The sequence below is a fragment of the Methylosinus sp. R-45379 genome (assembly GCF_001644125.1).
In the GTDB taxonomy this organism is placed as follows: domain Bacteria; phylum Pseudomonadota; class Alphaproteobacteria; order Rhizobiales; family Beijerinckiaceae; genus Methylosinus.
Genome location: NZ_LUUM01000276.1, coordinates 29,299 through 48,647, shown reverse-complemented (window position 1 = coordinate 48,647; position 19,349 = coordinate 29,299). Strand labels below are relative to the sequence as shown.

At 67.0% G+C, this 19,349-nt stretch carries 20 protein-coding genes; 5 read left to right on the top strand and 15 right to left on the bottom strand.

From position 1 onward, the window contains the following. Positions 1 to 38: 38 nt before the first annotated feature. From A1351_RS18195 to A1351_RS18185, 3 genes are all read right to left on the bottom strand, one after another. Positions 39 to 1,007, bottom strand: a complete 969-nt coding sequence (locus A1351_RS18195; RefSeq protein ID WP_064033634.1) for a hypothetical protein — start codon at positions 1,005 to 1,007, stop codon at positions 39 to 41. Positions 1,008 to 1,076: 69 nt separating this feature from the next. Beyond that, on the bottom strand, positions 1,077 to 3,542 hold the full coding sequence (locus A1351_RS18190) for a YfhO family protein (protein WP_198162451.1): 2,466 nt from the start codon (positions 3,540 to 3,542) through the stop codon (positions 1,077 to 1,079). 238 nt (positions 3,543 to 3,780) lie between these two features. Next, on the bottom strand, positions 3,781 to 4,491 hold the full coding sequence (locus tag A1351_RS18185; RefSeq protein ID WP_026599832.1) for an aldolase/citrate lyase family protein: 711 nt from the start codon (positions 4,489 to 4,491) through the stop codon (positions 3,781 to 3,783). A gap of 219 nt (positions 4,492 to 4,710) precedes the next feature. Here A1351_RS18185 and A1351_RS18180 point away from each other — a divergent pair, with 219 nt between their 5' ends. Continuing rightward, positions 4,711 to 5,904: a DUF2336 domain-containing protein gene (locus A1351_RS18180; protein WP_024878211.1), complete on the top strand. Its 1,194-nt coding sequence runs from the start codon at positions 4,711 to 4,713 to the stop codon at positions 5,902 to 5,904. A 121-nt stretch (positions 5,905 to 6,025) separates the two neighbouring features. Here A1351_RS18180 and A1351_RS18175 read toward each other — a convergent pair whose 3' ends face one another. From A1351_RS18175 to A1351_RS18145, 7 genes are all read right to left on the bottom strand, one after another. Continuing rightward, positions 6,026 to 6,721, bottom strand: coding sequence for an outer membrane protein (locus A1351_RS18175; protein WP_024878212.1), 696 nt, complete (start codon positions 6,719 to 6,721; stop codon positions 6,026 to 6,028). A 127-nt stretch (positions 6,722 to 6,848) separates the two neighbouring features. Further along, the gene (locus A1351_RS18170) at positions 6,849 to 7,475 is read right to left on the bottom strand and encodes a hypothetical protein (RefSeq protein WP_024878213.1); all 627 of its coding nucleotides are present in this window, start codon (positions 7,473 to 7,475) and stop codon (positions 6,849 to 6,851) included. A gap of 402 nt (positions 7,476 to 7,877) precedes the next feature. After that, positions 7,878 to 8,669 (bottom strand): NAD kinase, encoded by a 792-nt coding sequence (locus A1351_RS18165; RefSeq protein WP_024878215.1) that lies wholly within the window; start codon positions 8,667 to 8,669, stop codon positions 7,878 to 7,880. Positions 8,670 to 9,000: 331 nt separating this feature from the next. Then, positions 9,001 to 10,815 carry an aminopeptidase P family protein gene (locus A1351_RS18160; RefSeq protein WP_064033633.1) on the bottom strand — a complete coding sequence of 605 codons (1,815 nt, stop codon included), beginning with the start codon at positions 10,813 to 10,815 and terminating at the stop codon, positions 9,001 to 9,003. A gap of 159 nt (positions 10,816 to 10,974) precedes the next feature. Next, positions 10,975 to 11,484 (bottom strand): GNAT family N-acetyltransferase, encoded by a 510-nt coding sequence (locus A1351_RS18155; protein WP_064033632.1) that lies wholly within the window; start codon positions 11,482 to 11,484, stop codon positions 10,975 to 10,977. Between the two features lie 448 nt (positions 11,485 to 11,932). Continuing rightward, complete coding sequence (locus tag A1351_RS18150; RefSeq protein ID WP_024878218.1) at positions 11,933 to 12,883, bottom strand: 50S ribosomal protein L11 methyltransferase; 951 nt, start codon at positions 12,881 to 12,883, stop codon at positions 11,933 to 11,935. A gap of 30 nt (positions 12,884 to 12,913) precedes the next feature. Then, positions 12,914 to 13,750, bottom strand: coding sequence for a class I SAM-dependent methyltransferase (locus A1351_RS18145; RefSeq protein WP_026599838.1), 837 nt, complete (start codon positions 13,748 to 13,750; stop codon positions 12,914 to 12,916). A 120-nt stretch (positions 13,751 to 13,870) separates the two neighbouring features. On the opposite strand from A1351_RS18145, the gene A1351_RS18140 reads away from it, so the two are divergent. Both A1351_RS18140 and A1351_RS18135 read left to right on the top strand, forming a co-directional pair. Further along, positions 13,871 to 14,068 (top strand): ribbon-helix-helix protein, CopG family, encoded by a 198-nt coding sequence (locus A1351_RS18140; RefSeq protein ID WP_024878220.1) that lies wholly within the window; start codon positions 13,871 to 13,873, stop codon positions 14,066 to 14,068. After that, positions 14,049 to 14,393, top strand: a complete 345-nt coding sequence (locus A1351_RS18135; protein WP_064033631.1) for a glyoxalase/bleomycin resistance/extradiol dioxygenase family protein — start codon at positions 14,049 to 14,051, stop codon at positions 14,391 to 14,393. The genes A1351_RS18140 and A1351_RS18135 overlap by 20 nt, the downstream gene beginning before the upstream one ends. A gap of 42 nt (positions 14,394 to 14,435) precedes the next feature. Here the strand turns inward: A1351_RS18135 and A1351_RS18130 are convergent, their stop codons facing one another. After that, on the bottom strand, positions 14,436 to 14,675 hold the full coding sequence (locus tag A1351_RS18130) for a zinc ribbon domain-containing protein (protein WP_024878222.1): 240 nt from the start codon (positions 14,673 to 14,675) through the stop codon (positions 14,436 to 14,438). Between the two features lie 146 nt (positions 14,676 to 14,821). On the opposite strand from A1351_RS18130, the gene A1351_RS18125 reads away from it, so the two are divergent. Next, positions 14,822 to 16,027, top strand: coding sequence for a GNAT family N-acetyltransferase (locus A1351_RS18125; RefSeq protein ID WP_064033630.1), 1,206 nt, complete (start codon positions 14,822 to 14,824; stop codon positions 16,025 to 16,027). A gap of 9 nt (positions 16,028 to 16,036) precedes the next feature. On the opposite strand, the gene A1351_RS24890 is transcribed toward A1351_RS18125, so the two are convergent. Next, positions 16,037 to 16,213 carry a hypothetical protein gene (locus A1351_RS24890; RefSeq protein WP_157096369.1) on the bottom strand — a complete coding sequence of 59 codons (177 nt, stop codon included), beginning with the start codon at positions 16,211 to 16,213 and terminating at the stop codon, positions 16,037 to 16,039. Positions 16,214 to 16,518: 305 nt separating this feature from the next. On the opposite strand from A1351_RS24890, the gene A1351_RS18120 reads away from it, so the two are divergent. Next, positions 16,519 to 16,833 (top strand): hypothetical protein, encoded by a 315-nt coding sequence (locus tag A1351_RS18120; protein ID WP_018267229.1) that lies wholly within the window; start codon positions 16,519 to 16,521, stop codon positions 16,831 to 16,833. Between the two features lie 13 nt (positions 16,834 to 16,846). Here A1351_RS18120 and truA read toward each other — a convergent pair whose 3' ends face one another. From truA to def, 3 genes are read right to left on the bottom strand one after another with little or no spacing between them, the layout of a single operon-like run. After that, positions 16,847 to 17,647, bottom strand: a complete 801-nt coding sequence (truA, locus tag A1351_RS18115) for a tRNA pseudouridine(38-40) synthase TruA (protein ID WP_245275828.1) — start codon at positions 17,645 to 17,647, stop codon at positions 16,847 to 16,849. Between the two features lie 2 nt (positions 17,648 to 17,649). Then, positions 17,650 to 18,579, bottom strand: a complete 930-nt coding sequence (gene fmt / locus A1351_RS18110) for a methionyl-tRNA formyltransferase (RefSeq protein ID WP_064033629.1) — start codon at positions 18,577 to 18,579, stop codon at positions 17,650 to 17,652. Positions 18,580 to 18,586: 7 nt separating this feature from the next. Then, entirely contained in the window at positions 18,587 to 19,123 is a 537-nt protein-coding gene (gene def, locus A1351_RS18105) for a peptide deformylase (RefSeq protein WP_024878226.1), read from the bottom strand. Positions 19,124 to 19,349: the final 226 nt, after the last annotated feature.

The following is a 19,349-nucleotide window of genomic DNA, read 5'->3' as shown; positions in this document are numbered from 1 at the left end:
GACGGACCCGCGGCCACGCGGGTCCGTTTTTTTGTCAGTCATTGCGTGAGGATTTCGACGTCGCGATCCTGCGTCGAGGTCACTTTGAACGTCGTCTGAAAGGTCTTGCCTTCGCGGCGGGCGATGGCGACATATTCGCCCTCGGCCAGCACCAGCGACGGAAAGGCGCCGATCAATTCGCGGATCACGTCGCCGCCCGGCGTCAGCACGGAGAAGGAGGTGTTGGCCAGCGCCTCGCCGCCCGGCGCCTTCACCAGCTTCAGCGTCATCGTCGCGGCGTGATGGCGCAGCGTCGCCTCCGTGACCTTGCCGGCGGGAACGCGCAAATCGGCGGTGACGACGGAATTGGTCGTATTGTTGTCGCCCTGCGACCCCTGGCTCACATCGAGCAGCGTCGAGACGATGTGATAGGCGCCCTCGGGCAGGCACAGCACCTCGCCGGATCGGGCATTGGCGAGCACCAGCTTGGCCTCGGAGTTACCCCGTTCCGGCACATAGATGGAGATGGCGAGACGCTGCGCCGGCAGCTGATTGTCGCCCAGAGTGTCGATGAGCTTCAGGCCGCCGGCGTTGAGCGCCAGCCTCTCGCTGACATTGCGGCCTTCCATGACGACCCGGCGCGTCGCCCCGGCGAGGCCGAAGGCGACATGGACGATATAGGCGCCCTCCGGCAATTGCTCGGAAAAGCTCGCCTCGCGCGATTCCGCGACGAGCTTGCGGGAGCCGTCCGGCTGCGCGGCGTCCTCGAAAATCCGCCAGACCAGTCCGCTGCGCAGCGCGGCGGAATCGCTCTGCGTCAGCACGGCGGAGAGGCGCAGCGTCGCGCCAGCAGCCGGCTTCTCCTCCTCCGCCGGGGTGGATGAGGGTGCGGGCGCCGCGGGCTTGGCCGAGCGGCCCTTCTGCTGGGCGGGCGGAGCGGCGGTCTGCGCGGCGGCGCAGCCGGCGACGGCGACGAGCATCGTCGAGGCGAGCAGCAACCTCGAGGTGTGGAGGATGAGAAGCTTCATGCGCCGCAAATTGGAGGGGGCGAGACGCCCGGATTCGACGGGCTATTGTGACGTCCGCCGTCCGCCCTGTCACTCCTCACGATGATCGAGCAGGGTGGAGGCGGCGGAGGCGAGATTGGCGAGGGAAAACGGCCGAAATAGGAATTCCACCCGATGGCGTCCCTTCGCTGTCGGCACGCCGCGGAACAGAATATTCGCCTTCACGATCGGCGCCGGCGCGCCGTCCACCCGCGCCTCCCAGCCCGGATAATAGAGATCGTGGAGGACGAGCAATCCGTCCTTTTCCGATTCGACGTCGATGAGAATGCGCTCGCTCTCATAGGAGACGATGGTCGCATGGCCCTCCGGCCCGCCGGCCGCCGCCGGATCGGCGAGGGCCGGATGGAGCTTGGGGAGATCGCCCTGATCGACCAGCGCCTCGCGGGCGCCTTCGAAATCGGGAATATTGTCATCGGCGATCGCCGCATCGGAGTCGACGCCCATCACGCGGGTCGCGAAATAGGCGCGTGGCGCGGCGCGGCCGAGCTTATAGACGTAGATCTGATCGGAGACGAAGATCGGCAGAGCGTTGGGGCGCGGCATATGGCGCGGCATGCGCGCCAGCGGGCGGCCGAGCACGAGATAATCGAGGCCGAGCAGCCGCGCCAGCTTGCATCGATAGCCGCGGAACGTGCCCGGATAATGCCGCAGATTGGGGTCGACGGCATTGTCGCCCGGCCCCACGGCGCGCTCATAATCGGCGATGCGCAGCGGATTATAGCCGAGGGTGTCCTCGAGGCCGAGAATCATGGAGGCGTTCTGCCAGCCGCCCGGCAGGCCGAGAATTTCCACGCGCGGGCGCTCGCCCTTGGCGGCGCGCTCGGAAATATCCTTGCGCAGCGCGGCTATGGCGCCGCGCTCGGCGGGAGAGGCCTCGTTGAGAATGGAGTAGCGCGTCGCCGGCTCCGCGTTCAGCGGATCGGCGGCGTTTCGCCACAAGAGCTCGCCCCCGGTCGCGGCGACGAGAAGAATGGCGACGAGGCTGCGCTTGTCGAATTTGTCGCCGAGCTGCAGAGCCGCTGCCGCAGCGCCGGCGGTGGCGAGCGATGCGGCCACGGCGATGAGCGACTCGACGCCATGGCCATGGGCGAAGGAGAAGGCCAGCCCGCCGAGGATCAGCGCGAGGGTGACGCCCACCGCCGCGGCGGCGAGCCCATGGGCGAGAGCGCGCGGCATTTTCTGAAAGGGCCGCGGCGCGCCATGGGCGACATAGCGATGCAGCAGATAGGCGGCGCTGAGCGCGAAGCCGGCGTTGAGAAGAAAGGCCGCGTCCGCCGGCCGACGATACAGCGACACGCCGGGGAAGAAATCATAGATAGCGGAAAATACGGGCGTCCAGCGGCCGAGCGTGTAGATCAGCGCGGCGGCGAGCATGTAATGGAAAAAGCGCATCTCCTTGGCGAAGATGCGCCCGCCGGCGAGGCCGTGCCAGAAGCCGAGAACGACGGGCGCGGCGCCGATGAAGAGATAGTTGATGGCGCGGTCGGTCCAGTCCGGCGCGGCGATCGTGTCATAGCCGGGACCCCAATAATCATAGCTCTTGTCCAGCGATCCGAAAATATCGGGCGCGAGCAGAGTGGCGAGATTGACGGGCGCCAGCGAGCCGGCCGCCGCGACGCCGAAGGCGATGCCCGGCCGGTTGGAGGTCGCCAGAAATTGCAGCGTCAGCAGCACGGGAACGGCGAGAATCGCGCCGCCCGTCGCGCCCGCGGCCAGCAGCGCCGGCCAGCGGCCGAGCAGATAGTCCAGCGGCCGGCGGGAGACGGCGGCGGCGTAGAGCAGGCGGGCGATCAGCACGAGGCAGAAGAGATAGGCGACCTGATCGCGCCCCAGCGCCATGAGGCTGGCGAGAATTCCAAAGCCGACGCCGTTGAGAAGGCGCGGGCGCTCCAGCATGACTTCCAGCATCAGCAGCGCGAGCGGGAAGAAGCTGTAGGAGATGATCATCCCCGTATGCTGGAGCCGCGCTGCGGCGACCCCGCCCAGCATGAAGATCATTCCCGCCAGCACGGAGGCCGAGGGGACGAAGCCGCGCCGCGCGCAGAGCGCCAATATTCCGGCGCCGCCCATCAGCAGATGCGCGAGCACGAAGAGATCGAATTCCTGCATCGTCGCGGCGGGACGCAGCAGCGCCAGGAGGAAGAATGTCGGCGCGAAGATCAGCGATTGCGGATCGGCGACGGCGGGATGTCCAGCGAAATGATAGGGATTCCAGAGCGGCACGTCGCCCCGGCGCAGCGCCTCGCCGAGAAAGCGGAACATGGGATAGAAGTGATTTTTTGAGTCCCAGGGCACCACCGCACCGCTCGCCGCCCATAGGCCGGCGGCCAGCGCCATGAAGAGGGCGACGCCCGCAAAGGCGAGGAGGGCGTCTCGGCGCGTCCATATATGGGCGTGGGCGGAATCGGGTCCGGCGAGCGCCCGACGCGTCTCCATGAGCGCGAGCGGGGTGTCCTCGGCGGTCAATGCGCCGAGCGGGCGGTCGCTTATCGACATTTTCGAACCTGTCTCGACTATCGCGAGCGCTCTAGCGGCGCCGGCGGGCGGCGTCGCGCGATGGCGGCTCGCCTCTCACGCGGGACGTCCGGGCAGGCGCTCGTCGCCACGGCGACGAAGAATGCTCGGGCTCTGATGAAAAAAGCAGGATCTGTTGAAAACCCGTTCCCGCCCTTTCGAATTGGCTCAGATTGATTTCACCTTGATGAACTCGTGATGAACGTTCGGGCGCCGCCTTCTATAACGCAGGCGCGTCCGCGGCGAAAGTCTGGTTTATCGGTGGGATTTGTATGGGGTCGAGCGCCAGCTTGCCGGCAAACCCCTCCTGGCGGGCGGCGCGGCATTGGGCGGCGAGGCCGGCCGCATCCGCAAGATCGGCGAAAGGCGCGTCGATCGCCGCGACCCCGGCAGCCGCGGCGCCCAGCAGCAGCAGAGAGCGGGCGATGGCCGAGGGTCCGGCGGCCCCGTCCGGCGAAGCTCCGAGGGCGCGACGCAGCGGCTCCGTATCGAAGGCCAGCGCCTCGAGGCGGGAGGAGGAGCCGCCATAGGTCGAAAGCGCGAATATGGCGGCAGGCGTCTGCGTCGCGAGGGCGATGATGCGCGTGGCGCCGTCGGCCCGGCCGCATTCGGCCTCCGCCACGGCGAGCTTGGCGGAAAGATGCTGCACGCTCGCCCCGCCGCAGGCCTGCGGAAGAAACACGCCGTCCACGCCCGCTGCGACGAGCGCCGCGAGATCGGCGTCTATGGCGGCGCCGAGCGGCGCGATCAGCGCATAGAGGCGCAGCCCCGGCGGGCGCGGCCGCTCGATGAGCGCGGCCGCCCGCCGCCGCATCGACTCACGGGCAGGGTCCGCGGGATCGCCGAGATCGAGCGCCAGCGCATCGGCGCCGCTGGCGAGAGCGGCGGAAAAGGCCTCCTCGCGCGGTGGGACGAGAAGAAAGGACCGCATCTTCGCTGCTTCCGCCATTCGCCGCCGTGATCTTAAGCGGGCATTTACCATAAGTCGCGATTCTGCCCAGGATCGCGTCAAGTCAGGTCGAGCACCTAGGGCGTTTCCAGCCGAAGTGGACGCCGGTTCGGCGTTGGAAACGCGTCAAAACAAAAGCAGAGAGTCTTTTCAGGTTTCAGGGAAACACGAAAAGACTCTAGGGCGGAGCCCAGAGCGCCGATGATCGTGAGAAATTTTCTGCAATGGGCGCAAAGCGCGCCGACGGCCCTCAGAGTGGAAGGCGCAGCCGCCCTGGCGCGCGCCTATCTGGTGAGCGATCTCGACGCCGCGATGAAGCGCGAGGCGGAGACGGCGCTCGCCGCTCTGCTCGACGATCCCTCGCCGCTGGTGCGCCGCGCGCTCGCCAAGGCCTTCGCCGGCGCGCCCAACGCGCCGCATTCCATCGTCTCGGCGTTGGCCAATGATCAGTCGGACATTGCGGCCATGGTGCTGTCGCGCTCGCCGCTGCTCACGGAGAGCGAGCTGATCGATTGCGCCGCGATCGGCGACGTCTTCTCGCAGAGCGCCATTGCGCTGCGCGCCCATGTGCCGACCGGCCTCGCCTCGGCCATCGCCGAGATCGGCGCCTGCGAGGCGCTGATCTCGCTCGCTGTCAATCCCGGCGCAGAGCTTCCCGCCTTCGCCATGCGCCGCATGATCGAGCGTTTCGGCGATGACGCCCAGCTGCGCGAGGCGCTGCTCGGTCGGCCGTTTCTGCCGGCGGCGGTGCGCGTCGATCTCGTCGAGGCGACGGCGGCGAGCCTCGCTTCCTTCGTGCTGGATCGCGATTGGCTGTCGCCCGAGCGCACCCGCCGCATCATGCAGGAGGCGCGCGACAAGGCCAATGTCGTCATCGCCGCCTCGGCCGACGATAGCGAGGGCCGCAGAGGCGTGCGCATGCTGGTCGGCCATTTGCGCCGCAAGGCGCGGCTGACGCCGAGCCTCGCTCTGCGCGCGCTGCTCTCCGGCAATCGCGCGCTGTTCGAGGCGACGCTCGCCGAATTGTCCGGTGTGGACGAGGAGAAGGTCGCCGGCCTGACGCGGGATTACGACGGCGCCGGCTTCGCGGCGCTCTATGCGCGCGCGGGGATGCCGGCCAATCTCCTGCCGGCCTATCGCGCCGCGCTGGAGGCGCAGCGCGCCTTTGGTTACGCGGGCGTTCCTTCCGGCGCGCGTCTGTCGCTGGCGATGGTGCAGCGCGTGCTGACATCTTGCGACCATGTCAATTCCGGCGAGCTCGATCGGCTGATGGCGCTGCTGCGCCGTTTCGAGGCCGAGGCGCTGCGCGAGGACGCGCGCGAAGCGGCCGCCGCGCTGACGCAAGAGTCGCTCGTCGATATGGCGGCGCTGGAGGCGCAGCTGCTCGCAGCCTAGCGAAGTCGCGCGGGGCCTGCCCGTCACGCGCGCGAATGTCGCGGATAGCGTCGCCAGCGGGATTTCGAAGGGGCCCCGCCGATCGATCGAGCTGCCTTCCCCTATCGCCTCCGCTTCGGCCTCAAGGTCCGAAGCGATAGCTCACGCCCACCGTCGCGGCGCCGGCGCCGGCTTCGTGACGCACCAGCGTCGATGGCAGGATGCGCGACGTTTCTCGCGGGGCGCCGACGCCGCTCACGCGATATTCCAGCCGTCCGCTCCAGCGGTCGGTGAAGGCGTATTCGACGCCGACGCCGACGGTCGGCGCGGCGACGAGGAAATGACGGGAGTCGCTCGCCCAGGGCGCGCGGTAGTCGTGGCGTGCATCCGCGACATTCAATCCGCCGGTGGCGTAGATCAGCAGCCGGTCGAAAGCATAGCCGACCCGCGCGCGCAGGGAACCCTGCGCGCCGAGCTGGTCGCGAATGGCGACGCCGAAGGGCTCGAATGCGTTGCCGACGGCCCGCGCGCCCGATACATCGCCGACGAGGCCGAGGACCAGCGGACCGACGCGCCAGTCATAGCCGGCGTGAACGCCGCCGACGAAGCCGCCGCCGCGCGCCGTGACGCGCGCCAATGACACGTCGTTCGGCGCGAAAACATGGGCGCGGTCGGCGTAGCCGAGCCAGCCGGCCTGTGCGCCGACGTAAAATCCGCTGTACAGAAAGGCCGGCGGTGGAGCGAGGGCAGGCGGCGCCGAGCGGCGAGCGCCGAGATCGGCGGCGCGGGCGGTGGAAAAGGACAGCAACGCGGCGGCGAGAATGGGCAGGTATTTCATTGGGAAAAGCTCCGTTGTGGAAGCATGGGGAGGGCGTTCGACGAAGCGTCCGCTTCGACGTCGAGAGGATGGAGACGGTTCTGGGGAGCGCGTCAGCGCGGCGGCGCGCGAATGGGCTTTTGCGAGATCATCGCGCGGACGCCGCGTCGACGCGGTTGGCGAATTTCGCGCAAGGGGGCGCAAGCTCGTCCAAGCTCTTGTCCGCTCCCACAGCCGCGCGCAGATCGACGCCGTCGAGCAGAGTCAGATAGTCGCGCTCGACGCCCGCGCGGATGAAGGTGGTCATCATCACGGGACCTTCGGGGAGGTCGCCGCGCCGGCACGCTTCGGCGCCGATGCCGAGCGTTCCATGGGTCTTGCCGCCGCCTTTCGCCATTTCCGCGCGCGTTTCGGTCTGAAGGGCGCGAATCTTCTCGATATCGGCCGGATCGACGCGAAATGCGTGGATGCGCGTCCCTGCCTTTCGCTCGCCCGCGAGCGGCTCGACGTCAGCGGACGACTTGGTCTCCCGCAGGACGAATTTCACTGTGCGCTTTTCGCTTTCCCGGCCGTCCCGCCACCAGCCGATCTCCAGCGTCACGCCGTCGGGGCGCGGCTCGAGCGCGTCGGGAACGCGCACCGCGGCGCGCAGCCGTTCGGGCGAGAGCGTCGAGGCATCGAGACCGCGCAGCGCCCATAGCGTCGACACGGGAATATGGCCGCAGCCGCCGAGCATGGCGAGGAGCGCCGGGGCAAGGAAAGCATTGCGCATCATCGGTCTCATCTAAATCGTCTATAATTTAATGTTTCACATTAAAAACTGAGTGTGTCAATTATATTTTATCGCGCGTTGCGATGGCGCGCTCGCGACCGCGAGACGGGCGCCGAAGATCGACCTGAGCGGCGATATCTCGATCGAGCGGTTCACGGGCGCATCGCATGAGGCGACGCCCGCCCTTGCGCGCCGACGAATTTGCGCAATTCGTCCGGCGACCGTGGAGCGGCAAGACCGCTCGGCCCATTGACGATCTCGATGGTCGCGCGCCAGACGCGCTGGGACGAGTCGACGGAGTTCTCGCGAGTCGGCCAGGTTGAGGCGTCTTGGACTACCGCGAGGAGGCGCGGTCGAATCGCGAAGCCGCGCGTCCTCGACGCGGGAGCGTCGCGCCGTGAGTCCTCAATAGCCGAACTGCTCGCGAAGAATGCGCTCTTCCAGAGAATGCCCGGCGTCGTGCAGGAGGATGAGATCGGCGCCGTGATCCATCTCGATGTCGACTTGCAGCGCGTCGCGGAATTCGTCGTGATCGGCGACGACGGAGACGGGGCGTTTCTCCGCCTCGAGCACTTCCAGCCGCACCTTGGCGGCATCCGGCAGCAGCGCGCCGCGCCAGCGCCGCGGGCGAAAGGCGGAAATCGGCGTCAGCGCCATCAAAGGCGCGTCCAGCGGCAATATGGGGCCATTGGCGGAAAGATTATAGGCGGTGGAGCCGGCCGGCGTCGCCACCAGCACGCCATCGGTGATGAGCTCCGGCAGGCGCTCCTTGCCATTCACCAAAATGCGCAGCTTGGCGATCTGCGAGCTCTGGCGAAGCAGCGAGACCTCATTGATCGCATGGGCGGCGAATTCGTCGCCATGCGTGTTGGTCGCGCGCATCAGCAGCGGATGGATGATCGAGGGCTTGGATTCGGCGATGCGCTTGCGCAGCCCGCTCTCGCGATATTCATTCATCAGAAAGCCGACGGAGCCGCGGTTCATTCCGTAGATCGGCTTGCCGGCGCCCATGAAGCGATGCAGCGTGCGCAGCATCAGCCCATCGCCGCCGAGCGCGACGATGCAATCGGCCTCCTCCGGCGGAACCTCGCCATATTTGGCGACGAGCCGCGCCCTCGCCTCATCGGCCTCCGGCGTGCCGGAGGAGAGAAAGGCGAGATGCTTGTGATTGTTCGGCGTTTCGCCGGACACGGACATGGGTGGACCTGGCTCGGCGGGCCGCGCTGACGGCGGCGAAGGCCGAACTCCATACACCCGGCAAGGTCGGAAGGAAACGGGACGGGAGGCCGCGCCGCAGGCGATCGCGTGAACGAGAAGTGGCGCCGGGAGAGGCGTTTCCACCTTCCCCTCGAGGGGGAGGTCGAGCGCCGTAGGCGATCGGGAGGGGGCGCCGCCGAGTCTTTGCCGGTGAACCCCACCCCGTCCGGCCATAGGGCCTTCTAAGAGAACGCCCGTCGCAAGCGCCGGGCTACCCGCCGGCCGACCCTCCCCCTAAAGGGGAGGGTAAAAGCGCAGCGCGACCTTCGCGTCAGAGCTTGCGCGTCGCCTGCGCCAGCCATTTGCGCGTCTTAGCGTCGAGATGCGGCGACAATTCCGCGCGCACGCGCGCGTGATAGGCGTTGAGCCAGCGCGTCTCCTCGACGCTCAAAAGCTTCGGATCGACGAGGGCGAGATCGAAAGGCGCGAGGGTGAGCGTCTCGAAGCCGAGCATCTCGCGCTCGGCGCCGAGGATCTCGCGCTTCTCGACGACGATCAGATTCTCGAGGCGAATGCCATATTCGCCGGCGCGATAATATCCCGGCTCGTCCGAGAGGATCATGCCCGGCTGCAAGGGCGTCGTCCCGAGCTTCGAAATGCGCTGCGGCCCCTCGTGCACGGAGAGATAGGCGCCGACGCCATGGCCCGTGCCATGATCGAAATCGAGCCCCGCCTCCCATAGGCTGCGGCGCGCGAAAGCGTCGAGCTGCGCGCCGCTGACGCCCACCGGAAACACGGCGCGGGCGACGCCGATATGGCCCTGCAGCACGCGGGTGAAATGCTCGCGCAATTGCCGCGACGGCCGGCCGACGCCGATGGTGCGCGTCACATCCGTGGTGCCGTCGAGATATTGCGCGCCGGAATCGACGAGATAGCAGCCGCGCGAGATGCGCAGATCGCTCGCCTCGGTGACGCGATAATGCGGAATGGCGGCGTGCGGGCCGAAGGCGGAGATGGTGGGGAAGGAGAGATCGCGCAGCTCGCCGCTCTCGCGACGGAACGTCTCGAGCGCCTGAGCGGCGGAGATTTCCGTGAGCTTTCCTTTGGGCGCCGTCTCCGCGAACCAGGCGAGAAAGCGCGTCAGCGCCACGCCGTCGCGCAAATGCGCGGTGCGCGCGCCCTCGAGCTCTATGTCGTTTTTGATCGCCTTCAGCAGCGCGATCGGATCGTCGCCGAGCTTGGGCTTGCCGCCTTTTGCACGGAAGAGCTCGACGAGCTTCGCCGGCGCGGTGCCGGAGTCGAACAAGATCGTCAAGCCGCGCGCGCCAGCGTCAGCGAGATCCTCGACGACATCCGCAGACTCGTAAATGTCGACGAGTCCTTCGAGGCTGTTTCTCGTCTTGGCCGAGAGCTTGGCGGGGTCGACATAGAGCAGCGGCTTGCCTTCCCTGGGAAGGACGGCGAAGGCCAGCGCGATCGGCGTATAGGCGACATCGGCGCCGCGCAGATTGAATAGCCAGGCGAGCGCATGTGGATCGGAGACGAGCAGCGCATCCGCCTCGCCGAGCGCCTTGCGCACGCGCGCGATCTTCGTCTTGGCGGCGACGCCGGCGAGCCGCGGCGGATAGAGCGAGATGGCGCCTTGCGGCGGCTCCGGCCGATCGGTCCAAACAGCGTCGATCGGGTTGCTCTCGAGCGGAACGAGCGTGACGCCTCTGCCTTCCAGCGCTTTGGCGTAGCGGTCGATCTGCGCGGGCGTATGCACCCAAGGATCATAGCCGATGCGCGCGCCTTGCTTCGCCGTCTCGGCGAGCCAGCGCGAGGGCGCCGTCTTGGCGATGTCGAGAACGGCGACGCGTTTCGTGTCCACCTGCTCGGGCGCTTGCAGCGTATAGCGCCCATCGACGAACAGCGCGGCTTTGTCGGCGAGCACGACGACGACGCCGGCCGAGCCGGTGAAGCCGGTGAGCCAGGCGAGGCGCTCCGCCGATTTCGGCACATATTCGTTCTGATGCTCATCTGCGCGCGGGGCGATGAAGCCGTCGATCTCGAGCCGGGCGAGCTCGGCGCGCAGGGCCGCGAGGCGCTCCGCGCTGTCCTGCCCGCAGGCGTCGTCGGCAAAGCTCTGGAATCTGCTCTCGAACATGTCTCGAACCTATGCCCTTCCCCGCTCTGCGGCAATATCGCGGCGACTGCATGTTCCCGAAAAGCGCGAAGCGGTTTTCGGAAAGGAACATGCAATTCGATCACGGCTTCGGCATGTTCCCGAAAAGCGCCAAGCGGTTTTCGGAAACGAACATGCAATTCAAATAGCGCTAGAGGCGAGCCGCAACGCCATCAGCGCTTCACCGAGATAGGCGCCCTCCGCCGTCTTCACAGACGCCGGCTCGACGCCATAGATCGTAAATCCCCAACGCGCGTAGAAACGCAGCGCTCTCGCATTGTCGCGCATCACGGTCAGCGTGATGATCTCATAAGTCGCGCGCGCATGTTCGATCAGCGCGGCCATCAGCGCGTCGGCGCCGCCCGCGCCTCTGTGGCGCTCGCGCAGATACATGCCCCATAGCAGCGCCTTGTGCTTCGTCTTGGCGCCGGCGAAGCCCGCGAGACCGGCGACGCCTTGCAGCGTTTCGCCCTCGAAAGCGCCGACGACGAAATCGCGCGCCAGCCGCGCCGCGACATCCTCGAGCGTGAGATGCGCCTCATCCTCCGGCGCGAAGCGAAACTCCCGCTCGTGCAGGCGAAATCCCTCCTGCCGCAGAGCGTGGAACTCGGCGGCGTCGGCAGTCGTGAGCCGGCGGATCGTCAGCGCCATGGTCGCGGTCGCATCCCTCTTTCGTCCCGTCTCGCGTAGCAAGGCGCGCGCCGATTTGTGAATCGAAGCCGCTTCCTGCGCTTCGCGCTAGAATAGTTTTTTGTGACCAAACTTCTCGACGAGGCCGTCGCGGCGGCCGCGGTGAATTCGCCACCGAGGAGCAAATCCGCGCCATCTGGTCGAAGCACGGACTGTGATGCTGCGTTTCACGCTTCGCGCCGCAGCCGAACTCGAGCGTAGACGTATCCATGGGCAATCGAACGAACGCCGGAAAATGCGCGTCCACCCTGCCCTTCAGGGGGAGGGTCGGCCGGCGATAGCCGGACGGGGTGGGGTTCAACTGCAAAGACTCGGGGCGTCACGCCCTCCCGAGCGCATTCGCGCTCGACCTCCTCCCTCGAGGGGGAGGTGAAAACGCCTCTTCCGGCGATTGCGCGCCGAAGGTCCTTCAATCCTCGTCGTCCTCGTCGTCGGGCAGGCGCCATTCCGGCCGGGGCGCGGCGCCGCCGCTGCGCAACAGCAGGGTCGCCCAACCGTCTATGTCGCGGCGCTTCGCCAGCGAAAAGCCCTGCGCGCGATAGGCCGAGAGCACGCCCGGCACATCGCGCGCCAGCAGGCCGGAGAGCACGAGCTCGGCGCCCGGCGCGGCGACGGCGGCGATCTTGGGTGCGAGCAGACGCAGCGGCTTGGCGAGAATATTGGCGAAGATCAGGTCATAACGGTCCGGCGCCAGCGCAGGATGGCGCACGCCCACGGCGACGACAGGCCGCACCAGATCGCCGACGCCGTTGAAGCGCGCGTTGACGCCCGCCGTCTCCACCGCCACAGGATCGATATCGCCGCAGGCGATGGGCTGTCGCAGCAGGCGCGCGGCGGCGATGGCGAGCACGCCGGTGCCTGTCCCCACATCCAGCACATTCTGCGGGCGCCGCTGCTTGCAGATTTCGGCCAGCGTCAGCAGGCAGCCGAGCGTGGTGCCGTGATGACCGGTGCCGAAGGCCAGCGCCGCCTCTATCTCTATGCCGATGTCGCTCGCGCCCACGCGGCCGCGATCATGCGAGCCATGAACGAGGAAGCGCCCGGCGCGCACCGGCCGCAGCCCCTCGAGCGAGGCGCCGACCCAATCCTTCTGCGAAATCTCGAAAAATTGCGCGGCCCCGGCCGCCTCCGCGCCCGCGGCGGCCTCGATCAGCGCGCGGATCTGCGCTTCGTCGGGCGGATCGCCGAAATAGACTTCGACGGCCCAGCTTTTTTCATCCGGCTCCTCGAAAGCCGTGGCCGCGGTCTCGGCCGGGTCGAAGGTCTCGACCACGAGATCGGCGATGGCGCGCGCGGATGTTTGGTCGCAGACGAGGCGCAGGCCGTGGCTGGCGCCATTGGGGGGAAGTCCTTCGAGCATGCGCGCGCTTAGCACGCCCACGCCGCGCCGTCACCCGGCGCGCGCCTCGACGCGCCAGCAGGCGGCGGGAAATCGCGCCTCGCCGGCTGTGACATAAGGGTCGTAGGCGCGCCGCGCCGCCTCGTAGATTTGGGCGCGCGTCGCCTCGTCGAGGTCGGGCGGCAATTGGCCGAGCTTGCCCATGCGCGTGGCGTAGACGTCGAGCTCCTGCTCTTTCAGCGTGCAGGCGACGTCGAGCGGGGCGATCTCTATCCGCTCCCATCCGGCGTCCGCGAGAATCTCGCGCACGCGCTGCGCATCGGCGAAGGCGAAGCGGCCGGGCGCTTCGGGATCGAAGGACGAAAGCTCGGGGAGAAAAGCGGAAGCCGCGCGCTCGCCGGCGAGCATGAAAGAATTATCCTGCGGCCCCCGCCAGGCGATGAAGACGAGCCGGCAACCGGGCGCCGCCGCGCGCCGCAGATTGGCGAAGGCCGCCCGCGGATCGGCGAAGAACATTACGCCGAAGCGCGAGATGATCGCGTCGAATTGCGCGGGCTTGAAATCATAGGTCTGGGCGTCGGCGACGACAAAGCCGATATTGCCGAGGCCGGCGGCCTCGGCCCGCCGCCGGGCGGCCTCGATCATGGTGGATGAGATATCGAGGCCGACGCATTGTCCGCCGTCCAGACGCTCGGCCGCCGACAGCGTCGTGGCCCCTGCGCCGCAACCTATGTCCAGCACGCGACGGGCGCCGGCGGCTTTCACCGTCTCGGCCAATAGGTCCGCAAAGGGATGAAACAGCCGGTCGAGCATGGGCTGCTGCTCGACCCATATTTCCCCGCCGCGTTTGTTCCACAATGCGGATTGCGCCTCGTTCGGCTCGCTCACGCCCGCTCTCCCCTGCCTTTTGGATCGCTCGATCTACGGCGTGAAGTCGGTCGAAGGTCAAGCGGAAGGGAAATGTCTGTTCCGCTCGACTCCTGCTAGAATACTAGTATACTAGCATTCATGGCGGATGACGAGGTCAAGCAGTTCAACGTGTATTTGCCGCTGGGGCTGATCCGGCGGGTCAAGCACCATGCCATCGAGACGGAGCAATCCCTCTCGGCCTTGGTCGCCGCCGCGCTGCGCGCCTATCTCGACGCGCGCGAGCAGCCTGCACAGTCACCGAAGGAGGAGAGCCGAGATGACGACAAAGGGCGTTGAAGCCATTTTCCTGACCACCCACAATTGGGGCAAGGCGGCGAAATTCTTCCAGTCTCTCGGCTACACTCTGGAGTTCGAGACAGATCACAACTCCGGCCAGCTCCGCAACGGCGCCGGACCATATCTCTTCATCGCCGAAATCCCGGAGAGCGAGACGCCACAGACGCGCCTGGTCCTGAATGTCGCCGACGAGGAGGCGTTTCGCCTCGACCCGTCGATCGACATCGTCTCGCCCTTTGCGGATACGCATTGGGGAACGCGGGAAACGACCATCCGCGATCCCGATGGGCGGATATGGAGCCTGCAGGCGCCAGCCAGACGCTGACGCCGGCGAGACGCCATGAGCGAAGAGCCGAAGGCGCGCCCGTCAGCTCTTCGGCTTCGCTTCAATTTCCTTCTTGCTGAAATTGGACAGCTCGCCCTCGGCGGCGGCCGCCTTGCGCCAGGATCTGGCAATGGCCGGATATTTGATCTCGACGCAGATCTTGGCGACCTGCTGCTGCAATTTCTCGCTTCCACAGGACGGGCAGACGGGCGTGTCCGAAGCGCTGATCAGCAGTTCGAACTCCGCATGGCAATCTTGGCATTCATAGGAGTAGAGCGGCATTCGTTCCCTCGTCCATTCCTCTCGTCGGCGGATAGGCGCCTATTTTTGAAGCAATAACCGTACCGGCGACGCGCGGACGAAAACGCCGATTGGAACATCTTTCGCTTCGCTTAGATTGTGCAGCTCTCTCCAAAACCGCGGGCGCCATGTCCTCCACTCGTCTGACGGCCCGTTTCATCCCCTCGCTCGAGCAGATCGACGCCGCGGCCTGGGACGCGCTCGCCAATCCGCCCGGGCTCACCGCCGAGGAGGCCGGGGGCGAGCGACATAATCCCTTTATTTCCAGCGCCTTCCTGCTGGCGCTCGAGCGCTCGAAATCGGTCGGCGGCCGCAGCGGCTGGACGCCGCTCTACACGATATTGGAAGACGCCGAAGGCCGCCTCGTCGCGGCCGCGCCCTCCTATGTGAAGATGCACAGCATGGGCGAATATGTCTTCGATTTCGGCTGGGCTCAGGCCTATGAGAACGCCGGCGGGCGCTATTATCCCAAGGTGCAGGTGGCGGTTCCCTTCACCCCGGCGACAGGGCGGCGGCTGCTCATCGCCCGCGATGCGCCGGAGGGCGCGCTGCCGGGGCTGATCCATGCGCTGCGCGCGCTGCGTCAGGCGGCGGAGGCCTCCTCCATCCATGTCACCTTCGCGACAGAGGGCGAGGTCGGCGCGCTGGCGGCCGAGGGCTTTGCGCCGCGCGCCGGCGAGCAGTTCCATTTCTTCAACGAAGGCTACCAGAATTTCGACGATTTCCTCGCCGCGCTCTCCTCGCGCAAGCGCAAGACGATCAAGCGCGAGCGCCGCGACGCGCTGGGCGACGACGTCTCGATCGATCTTCTGACCGGGGCGGACATACAGCCCGCGCATTGGGAGAAATTCTACGCCTTCTATATGGACACGGGCGCGCGCAAATGGGGACGGCCCTATCTGACGCGCGATTTCTTCGATCGCATCGGCGAGACGATGGCGGACCGCATCCTCCTGGTGATGGCGCGGCGCGAGGGGCATTACATCGCCGGGGCGATCAATTTTCTCGGCGACGACGCGATTTACGGCCGCAATTGGGGCGCGCTGGAGGAGCGGCCCTTCCTGCATTTCGAGGTCTGCTATTATCAGGCGATCGAATACGCCATTCGCCATGGCTATAAGCGCGTGGAGGCCGGCGCGCAGGGCGAGCACAAGCTGGCGCGCGGCTATCGGCCCGTCCCCACCCATTCGGCGCATGATTTCGCCGATCCGCGGCTGCGGACCGCGATCGTCGAATTTCTGTCGCGCGAGAAAGTGGCGGTCGACGAGTCGATCGCCGATTATGAGGCGAGCCTGCCCTTCCGCCGCGACGAGGCGGGCGACGCCGAATCGTGAGGCGTCGGGTTAACGTGAATCTGGCGAAGGCGCCGTCTTCGGCGCGTGTTCGTTCTCGCCCTCGCCGGGCGATTGCGCAGCCGCCTTGCGTCGGCGCAAATTGGCCCTGAGCGCGGCGGCCAGCGCCGCGGCGTTCTTCTTGGGCGGCGGTGGCGGCTGGCGGTTTTTCTTTCCTTCCTCGGTCATAGCGGGGCTCGATCTTGCGGCTCTATGTCGGTTTCTGCCTCTTCCTCGCGCTCATGGGCGTGGCAGGCTGGGCGCGGCGGGAATGGCTCTGTCTTTAGTTCTACGCCCCGCCGCCTGCGCCGGACAGCGAAGAAATGCCGCTCGCCTTTGGATTCAGCATGCTTTTGGCGGAGCTCGCGGCGGCTCTTGGTCTCGGCGGGCTGGTCAGCGTGGCGTTGGCGCGGCTGATCCGGCGCCGGCGCTAGCCGGCACGAAACTTGCTGCCATTTTGCGCGAAGTTCAACCCAGCACGAGTGGCGACGACAATGCAAACGACTTTCATCAGAAATACCGACGATGGCCACAAAGTCGAAGTCATCGGTCCTTATGTCTGTGTGGACGGCAAGCCGGTCGCCGATCGCGTCGTCGAGGTCAAGGACCATCCCAATCGCTTGAGGATTCTGCACACGCTGCCCAACGCAGCCTTCATGGCCGGCCCGGTGGTTCTGACGGCCGAGGAGGCCTCCCTGGTGCGTGGCGCGCTGCTGCAGGCCAAGCCTTCGCCGACCGATCCGGTCGCGATCAACGAGCAGCTGCGCAACGCCATCAACATGCGCAATCGCGAGGCGGGTATCGAGTAAGTCGGAGAGGCGCTCAATAATCGACAGCGACGAGATAGAGCCCATGCGGCGGGGCGACCTGACCGCAGCGGGTTCTGTCCTTCGCCTCGAGCGCCGCGCGCAGATCGTCTGCGCTCCATCTGCCGGAGCCCACATGCTCCAGCGAGCCGGCCAGCGAGCGCACCTGATTGTGCAGGAATGACCTCGCCGAGGTGACGATCTCTATGACGTCGTCCATGCGCCGCACGTCGAGCTGCTCCAGCGTCCGCACCGGCGAGTTGGCCTGACATTCGGTCGAGCGAAACGTCGTGAAATCATGCCGGCCGACCAGCGCCTGCGCGGCCTCGTGCATGGCCTGCGCGTCCAGCGGGCGCTTCACATGCCAGGCGCGGCCGAGCTGCAGCGTCAGCGGCGCGCGGCGATTGTCGATCACATAGCGATAATGCCGGCGGATCGCCGAAAAGCGCGCCTCGAATGTCGGCGCGACGCGGCGCGTCTCCAGCACAGCGATCGGCGACGGCCGCAAATGCGCATTGAGCGCGTCCCGCAACCGATCCTCGCGCCACTCGCGCGAGAGATCGACATGGCCGACCTGCCCCAGCGCATGCACGCCGGCGTCGGTGCGCCCCGCGCCATGCAGCACGCGCCGCTTGCCGGCTTCGAGCGCCGAAACCGCCTCCTCGAGCCGCTGCTGCACGGAGACGCCATTCTCCTGCCGCTGCCAGCCGACGAAGGGCGAGCCGTCATATTCGATGGTGAGAGCGTAGCGGTATGTCGCGCGTTCACCCTCTCCTTCCGCGGGAGGTGGGGAACCCGCCTCTATTGTGGCCGTCATTGTCAGGTCGCCAGCGTCATGCCCGGCGCGAGCGGGCGGCCGCGTAGAAATTCGGCAATGGCCATCGGCGCCTTGCCGCCGCGCTGTAACTCGACGAGCCGGAGCGCGCCTTCGCCGCAGGCGATGAGGCCTTTGTCGTCGAGGGCTGCGCCGGGCGCGCCTTCGCCTGTCACGAGCTTGGTGCGCAGCACTTTCACGCGCTCGACGCCATGGCCGAGATCGCTCTCGAAGAAAGCGCCGGGAAAAGGCGAGAGCCCGCGCACGAGATTGTGAATCTCACGCGCCGGGCGCCGCCAGTCGATGCGGCTCTCGCTCTTCTCGATCTTTTGCGCGTAAGTCACGCCGTCTTCCGCCTGCGGCGTGAAGGAGAGGCCGCCCTCGGAGAGATCGCGCAGCGATTTGGCCATCAGCTCGGCGCCGGCGGCGGCGAGCGCGTCGTGCAATTCGCCCGTCGTCATATCCTCGCCGATTGTGACGCGCGCCGTCGCGGCGACGGGGCCGGTGTCGAGCCCGGCCTCCATCTTCATCACCATCACGCCCGTCTCGGCGTCGCCGGCCATCACCGCGCGCTGGATCGGCGCCGCGCCGCGCCAGCGCGGCAGCAGCGAGCCATGCAGATTGAGGCAGCCGAAACGCGGCGCATCCAGCGCCGCCTGCGGCAGGATGAGCCCATAGGCCGCGACCACCGCCACATCGGCGTGGAGATCGGCGAAGGCGCCGATCGTCTCGGCGTTCTTGAAGCTCTTGGGCGTGAAGACGGGGATGGAGAGCGTCTCGGCCAGACGATGGACGGGCGAGAGCTTCAGCTCCATGCCGCGGCCGGCCGGCGCCGGCGCGCGCGTGTAGACGGCCGCGATCTCATGGCCGTCGGCGATGATTTTTTCGAGCAGAGGCGCGGCGAAATCGGGCGTGCCCATGAAGACGACGCGCATGAGGGCGTTACGCCTCGACCTTGTCGGCGACGGGGGCGGCGCGCGCCGCGGCCTTGGCGAATTTCTTCACCACGCGCTCGCGCTTCAGCCGGGAGAGATGGTCGATGAAGAGGCCGCCCTCGAGATGGTCGATCTCGTGCTGGAGCACGGTGGCGAGCAGCCCGTCGGCCTCGATCTCCTGCGTCGCGCCCGTGCGGTCGAGATAGCGCACGCGCACGCGCGCCGGGCGCTGCACATCCTCGAAATAATCGGGGACCGAGAGGCAGCCCTCCTGATAGACGAACAGCTCCTCGGAGACCCAGACGATCTCGGGATTGATGAAGAACATGGGATTCTTCGGCTCGTCGCCGCGCGTTGCGTCGGCGACCACGATGCGCTTGGGCACGGCGATCTGAATCGCCGCCAAGCCCACGCCGGGGGCCTCGTACATGGTCTCGAGCATATCGTCGAGCAGAAGCTGAAGCTCGCCGTCGAAGGTCGCGACGGGCTCGGAGACGAGCCGCAGCCGCGGATCGGGCAGGGTGATGATGGGACGAATGGCCATTGCTGTCGCGCCTGAAGGTCTCGCGGTCGAGGGTTTCTCGCTCGAAATAGGGATGCGCCCCGTCTCCGTCAAATGGACGCCGGCGCGGCTTTGTCGCAGATTATATTCCGCTTCGCTCCGCAATGTAAGTGATTGGAGGAGGGCGCCGACGCCGAGCGGCAGAGCCCGGACGCGCCGTGTTCCGCTCCCCTAGGCGGCTAAATTTCCTCATTTTCTCGAGGGTTGC

Bases quoted from the DNA above. Each gene is read 5' to 3' on its own strand.
- A1351_RS18195 (WP_064033634.1), bottom strand. From the start codon at position 1,007: ATGAAGCTTCTCATCCTCCACACCTCGAGGTTGCTGCTCGCCTCGACG.
- A1351_RS18135 (WP_064033631.1), top strand. From the start codon at position 14,049: ATGACGACAAAGGGCGTTGAAGCCATTTTCCTGACCACCCACAATTGG.
- A1351_RS18150 (WP_024878218.1), bottom strand. From the start codon at position 12,883: ATGCTCGAAGGACTTCCCCCCAATGGCGCCAGCCACGGCCTGCGCCTC.
- A1351_RS18180 (WP_024878211.1), top strand. From the start codon at position 4,711: ATGATCGTGAGAAATTTTCTGCAATGGGCGCAAAGCGCGCCGACGGCC.
- A1351_RS18165 (WP_024878215.1), bottom strand. From the start codon at position 8,669: ATGTCCGTGTCCGGCGAAACGCCGAACAATCACAAGCATCTCGCCTTT.
- A1351_RS18160 (WP_064033633.1), bottom strand. From the start codon at position 10,815: ATGTTCGAGAGCAGATTCCAGAGCTTTGCCGACGACGCCTGCGGGCAG.
- A1351_RS18170 (WP_024878213.1), bottom strand. From the start codon at position 7,475: ATGATGCGCAATGCTTTCCTTGCCCCGGCGCTCCTCGCCATGCTCGGC.
- A1351_RS18155 (WP_064033632.1), bottom strand. From the start codon at position 11,484: ATGGCGCTGACGATCCGCCGGCTCACGACTGCCGACGCCGCCGAGTTC.
- A1351_RS18120 (WP_018267229.1), top strand. From the start codon at position 16,519: ATGCAAACGACTTTCATCAGAAATACCGACGATGGCCACAAAGTCGAA.
- A1351_RS24890 (WP_157096369.1), bottom strand. From the start codon at position 16,213: ATGACCGAGGAAGGAAAGAAAAACCGCCAGCCGCCACCGCCGCCCAAG.
- A1351_RS18190 (WP_198162451.1), bottom strand. From the start codon at position 3,542: ATGTCGATAAGCGACCGCCCGCTCGGCGCATTGACCGCCGAGGACACC.
- A1351_RS18140 (WP_024878220.1), top strand. From the start codon at position 13,871: ATGGCGGATGACGAGGTCAAGCAGTTCAACGTGTATTTGCCGCTGGGG.
- truA (WP_245275828.1), bottom strand. From the start codon at position 17,647: ATGACGGCCACAATAGAGGCGGGTTCCCCACCTCCCGCGGAAGGAGAG.
- A1351_RS18175 (WP_024878212.1), bottom strand. From the start codon at position 6,721: ATGAAATACCTGCCCATTCTCGCCGCCGCGTTGCTGTCCTTTTCCACC.
- A1351_RS18185 (WP_026599832.1), bottom strand. From the start codon at position 4,491: ATGCGGTCCTTTCTTCTCGTCCCACCGCGCGAGGAGGCCTTTTCCGCC.
- A1351_RS18125 (WP_064033630.1), top strand. From the start codon at position 14,822: ATGTCCTCCACTCGTCTGACGGCCCGTTTCATCCCCTCGCTCGAGCAG.
- fmt (WP_064033629.1), bottom strand. From the start codon at position 18,579: ATGCGCGTCGTCTTCATGGGCACGCCCGATTTCGCCGCGCCTCTGCTC.
- def (WP_024878226.1), bottom strand. From the start codon at position 19,123: ATGGCCATTCGTCCCATCATCACCCTGCCCGATCCGCGGCTGCGGCTC.
- A1351_RS18130 (WP_024878222.1), bottom strand. From the start codon at position 14,675: ATGCCGCTCTACTCCTATGAATGCCAAGATTGCCATGCGGAGTTCGAA.